Annotated in this window: 4 protein-coding genes; 3 read left to right on the top strand and 1 reads right to left on the bottom strand. The window is 70.3% G+C overall.

What is annotated here, in order from left to right; all coding sequences use genetic code 11:
• Positions 1–115: 115 nt before the first annotated feature.
• The gene (locus ACFWY6_RS08665; RefSeq protein WP_384687493.1) at positions 116–1,489 is read right to left on the bottom strand and encodes a S1C family serine protease; all 1,374 of its coding nucleotides are present in this window, start codon (positions 1,487–1,489) and stop codon (positions 116–118) included.
• Positions 1,490–1,674: 185 nt separating this feature from the next.
• On the opposite strand from ACFWY6_RS08665, the gene ACFWY6_RS08670 reads away from it, so the two are divergent.
• The 3 genes from ACFWY6_RS08670 to ACFWY6_RS08680 all read left to right on the top strand — a co-directional run bounded on the left by ACFWY6_RS08670 (position 1,675) and on the right by ACFWY6_RS08680 (position 4,264).
• Complete coding sequence (locus tag ACFWY6_RS08670; RefSeq protein ID WP_384687494.1) at positions 1,675–2,487, top strand: glycerophosphodiester phosphodiesterase; 813 nt, start codon at positions 1,675–1,677, stop codon at positions 2,485–2,487.
• Positions 2,488–2,549: 62 nt separating this feature from the next.
• The gene (locus tag ACFWY6_RS08675) at positions 2,550–3,167 is read left to right on the top strand and encodes an ATP-binding protein (RefSeq protein ID WP_384687495.1); all 618 of its coding nucleotides are present in this window, start codon (positions 2,550–2,552) and stop codon (positions 3,165–3,167) included.
• 128 nt (positions 3,168–3,295) lie between these two features.
• Positions 3,296–4,264 (top strand): DUF5926 family protein, encoded by a 969-nt coding sequence (locus ACFWY6_RS08680; RefSeq protein WP_384687496.1) that lies wholly within the window; start codon positions 3,296–3,298, stop codon positions 4,262–4,264.
• Positions 4,265–4,511: the final 247 nt, after the last annotated feature.

Here is a 4,511-nt window from a genome sequence, read left to right on the forward strand (position 1 = left end):
TATTTGAACCCACGGTGACTCGCGCCACGCCGTTTTAAAAGACCGTTCCCTTCGGCCGCTCGGGCAACCCCCCCCGCACCGCCGGTCAGGGCGGTGCGGGGTCAAGAGTAGCGGGTCAGCTCTCGCCCTTGCGCTGGCCCAGGACCACGTCGACCGTGCGCTCCTTGCCGTCGCGTTCGAACGTGATCTTGACCTTGTCGCCCGGCTTGTGGGTCCAGATCTGGCCGATCAGGGTCGGACCGCTGTCGATCACCGTGTCGTCAAGCTTCGTGATGACGTCGCCGGGCTTGAGGCCCGCCTGGTCCGCCGGGCCGTTCGGGGTGACCGCCTGCGAACCGCTCGCGCCCTCCTGGGAGATCGTGGCACCGCCCGTGTCCTCGCCCAGCGAGACCGAGGCGCCGATGACCGGGTAGACCGCCTGGCCGTTCTTGATCAGCTGCTCGGCGACGTACTTGGCCTGGTTGACCGGGATCGCGAAGCCCAGGCCGATGGAACCGGACTGGCCGCCGCCGAGGCCGCCGCCGCTCTCCGCGGGCTTGATCGCGGAGTTGATGCCGATGACCGCGCCCCGCGAGTCGAGCAGCGGGCCTCCGGAGTTGCCCGGGTTGATGGAGGCGTCGGTCTGCAGGGCGCTCATGTACGAACTCTTGCTGCTCGCCCCGTCGCTGGAGGTCACCGGGCGGTCCTTGGCGCTGACGATGCCGGTCGTGACCGTGTTCGAGAGGCCGAAGGGGGCGCCGATGGCGATCGTCGAGTCGCCGACCGCCACCCGGTCCGAGTTGCCGAGGGGCAGCGGCTTCAGGTCCGCGGGCTTGCTCTTGAGCTTGATGACCGCCACGTCGTAGCCCTCGGCACGGCCGACCACCTCGGCGTCGTACTTCTTGCCGTTCGAGAACGTCGCCGCGAGCTTTCCGCCCTCGGCGGCGGAGGCCACCACGTGGTTGTTGGTGAGGATGTGGCCCTGCTTGTCGTAGACGAAGCCGGTGCCCGTGCCGCCCTCGCCGTTGCCCCCCTGGGCGTCTATGGTGACGACGCTTGGGAGCGCCTTGTTGGCGATGCCGGCGACCGAGCCGGGCTCGCGCTTGAGGTCGGCCGGGGTGTCCGATGCGGAGACCGTGGTCGAGTCCGTGGCGTCGTCGTTGCGATCAGCCGCCCAGAAGCCGATGCCGCCGCCGATTCCGCCCGCGACCAGCGCGGCCACGAGCACCGCGGCGATCAGGCCACCGCGCCGGCCCGCGGGCTTCGGCCCTTCGGGGTGCTGCGCCGCGTACGAGGCGCCCCACGTGGAGCCCGCGCCTCCGCCCTGCGCGTACGAAGGAACGGCGGGCGGCGGCGGGGGCGGCGGCCAGGCTCCGGCCGCGGCGCCCGACGCGTGCGGCGCCGGTCCTGCGGGGGGCGCGGGATCGGCGGAAGCAGCGGGAGTGTCCACCGGCACGGGAGGTGCGGACGGGGCCTTGGGTACCTCGTTGCCCTCGTTCTCGGTGCTCACAGCTCTCTCCTCGGTCCACGCTGTCGTTCTCGGTCACGGCCTGGCTGTGGCCAACTGTGATTCTGTCTGCAGTCAGCTTTTCCCATGGGCTGTCAGGGCACCATAAGCCGATCCTGTGGATCCGGCGCTGTGTGCACCCGGCCTCGGGCGAGCCTGTGCGTACCCCGTGATGGCACGATGACGCGGTGACCCTCGCACGACAGCAACAGATCCAGGTCGTCGCCCACCGCGGAGCATCCGACGACGCTCCCGAGCACACGCTGGCCGCGTACAAGAAAGCGGTCGAGGACGGTGCCGACGCCCTCGAATGCGATGTACGCCTGACCGCGGACGGCCATCTCGTCTGCGTCCACGACCGACGCGTCAACCGTACGTCGAACGGCCGAGGAGCCGTCTCCGCCCTGGAGCTCGCCGATCTGGCCACGCTGGACTTCGGCTCCTGGAAGAGAAACCACGCCGAGGCCGACGAAGGCCCCGACTGGGAGGACACCTCCGTCCTCACCCTGGAGCGGCTCCTTGAGCTGGTGGCCGAAAGCAACGCCTCGGGGCGCAACGTCCAGCTGGCCATCGAGACGAAGCACCCCACGCGCTGGGCGGGCCAGGTCGAGGAAAGGCTGCTGCTTCTACTGAAGCGCTTCGGTCTGGATGCCCCACCCGCCGAAGGCCCGTCCCCGGTGCGCATCATGAGCTTCTCCGCGCGCTCCCTGCACCGGGTGCGGGCCGCGTCCCCCACCCTGCCCACGGTCTACCTGATGCAGTTCGTCTCGCCGCGCCACCGCGACGGCCGCCTGCCCGAGGGCGTACGGATCGCGGGCCCCGGCATGCGGATCGTGCGCAACCACCCCTCCTACGTGGCCAAACTCAAGCGCGCAGGCCACCAGGTCCACGTCTGGACCGTGAACGAACCCGAGGACGTCGATCTCTGCGCAGAACTCGGCGTCGACGCGATCATCACCAACCGCCCCAAGCAAGTCCTGTCCCAACTGGGCCGCGACTAACGGGAGCCCCTTCGGTTACAGGGTGTGCACCGGCGCGTTCGGTCCGTATTCGATCGTTACGAGTGCGTCACCACACAGGGATTGGCCGGTTTCCGGTCCAGTCCATTGGGGCATTCACACCGTGGCGTGGGGCGAAGGAGGTCTCGGGGGTGGCGTTGGTGGTGGCACGGGAGGTGCCCGCGTCGTCGAGCATGGCCGTACCCCATGGCCCGGCGGGCGTGGGAGAAGCGAGACACCGGATGCGCGAGCAATTGCGCAGGAGCGGGGTGTCGGATTCGGTCATCGACGATGCCGTACTGATCCTTTCGGAACTGCTCAGCAATGCCTGCCGGCATGGCAGGCCGCTGGGCCAGGGGCTGGTCGGCGACGGTGATGTCCGGGCCGCCTGGCGCGTGGACGCGGCGGGCCGGCTGACGGTCGAGGTGACGGACGGCGGCGGACCGACCCGCCCCGTTCCGGCCACCCCCTCGGTCACCGCGCACGGCGGCCGCGGGCTCAACATCATCACGGCTCTCGCGGATGCCTGGGGCGTGCGCGACGACACCCATGGCGAGGTCACGGTGTGGGTCGTCGTACATGCCGGGCACCGCCATGAGGATTTCGCTACGCGCGTCGCGGCCCCGTCGGCCGCCGCGATACCCGACCTCGCGTACGCGGACCCGTTCGACGATCTCGACTGACGGCCCCTCGCCCGACAGCCGTTCCGGTGTGTTCCCGACGCCTCCTGGGTGAGCGGCTAGGCTCGCGCCCGTACGCCCAAGACGTACGAAGAGCCACGCAAGAGAGCCGCATCCGGGAGACACCCAAGATGGCCAAGAAGCGCCCTCAGACCAAGGGCAAGCAGCAGCCGCAGCTGAAGGACGGAGAGGTCCCCGTCGTCGGCGCCCGCGAACCCTGCCCCTGCGGTTCGGGCCGCCGTTACAAGGCCTGTCACGGCCGGGCCGCCGCGCACGCGGTGACCGAGCTGGTGCACCGCCCCTTCGAGGGCCTGGCCGGTGAGGGCGACTGGGTGGCGCTGCGCGAGCTCGTCCCCGCGGCGACCGTCGAACTGCCGCTCAAGGACGGGCTGCCCGACGGAGTCCCCTCCGTCTCGCTGGCGACGGTCCTGCCGATGGCCTGGCCCGCCCTGCGCCGCGACGACGGCTCGGTCCTGCTCGGCCTGCAGAACGACACCGCGTCCGGCGACATCAGCCGCGACCTCGCCGACACCCTCCAGCGGGCGCTCGCCGCCGCCCCGGGCTCGCCGGTGCAGTCCCGCCGCGCGCCCGCGGACGGACCGCGCCTGCAGGACATCCTCGACCCCGACGGCGCCTTCGAGCCGGTCGTGCACGAGGGCTTCGAGTTCTGGGTGCCGGATTCGGAGAACGCCTCCACGGAGGTCTCCGCGTCCCTGGAGCGGGCGAACGCCGCCGCCATCCCGACCGTGAGGCTCTCCGGCGTGGAATCCGCCTACTGGTGCGAGACCCCGGAGAAGAACCACCTGCGCTGGGTCATGCCGCACCCCGAGGAGCAGCTCCTGGACGCGCTCGCCCGGCTGCACGCGGCCGGCACGTCGAGCCTCGGTGAGGGAACCCGTCTCGTCGGCTCCTTCCGGGCGCACGGTCTGACCGTGCCGGTGTGGGATCTGCCGACCGGGATGGGCGCGGACGACATCGAGAAGCCCGCCGCCGAGTTCGCCGAGCGGCTGGCCGCGGCGCTCGCCACGGACGCCCCGCTGACCCCGGAGGAGCGCAGGGCTCGCGGGGGCCTCACCAACCGCCAGGTGACCTTGAGCTGACCCACCAGTCAGTCGGAGGGGAATGGGTGACTCCTGTCACAACTCCCCGTCGTCGCAGGTAAATCCCTGTCCGGATAACCGAGATCGAATTTGCCAAGAGCAGATCTCTTGTTACCGTTCAGGTAGCCCGGTTGCTGGTGCATCCCCCGGCGCCAGAAACCGGGCGCTTGCATGTACGGCCACGTAAAGGGTCTTAAATGCGGGGTCAACTTCCCTTCTGCCGCGCCGAGTTTATACCCGAACGCAG

This window comes from Streptomyces sp. NPDC059037 (assembly GCF_042740015.1).
Lineage (GTDB): Bacteria > Actinomycetota > Actinomycetes > Streptomycetales > Streptomycetaceae > Streptomyces.

What these genes read in the sequence shown, in the direction of transcription:
- ACFWY6_RS08680 (WP_384687496.1), top strand. Translation starts at nt 3,296, where the DNA reads ATGGCCAAGAAGCGCCCTCAGACCAAGGGCAAGCAGCAGCCGCAGCTG.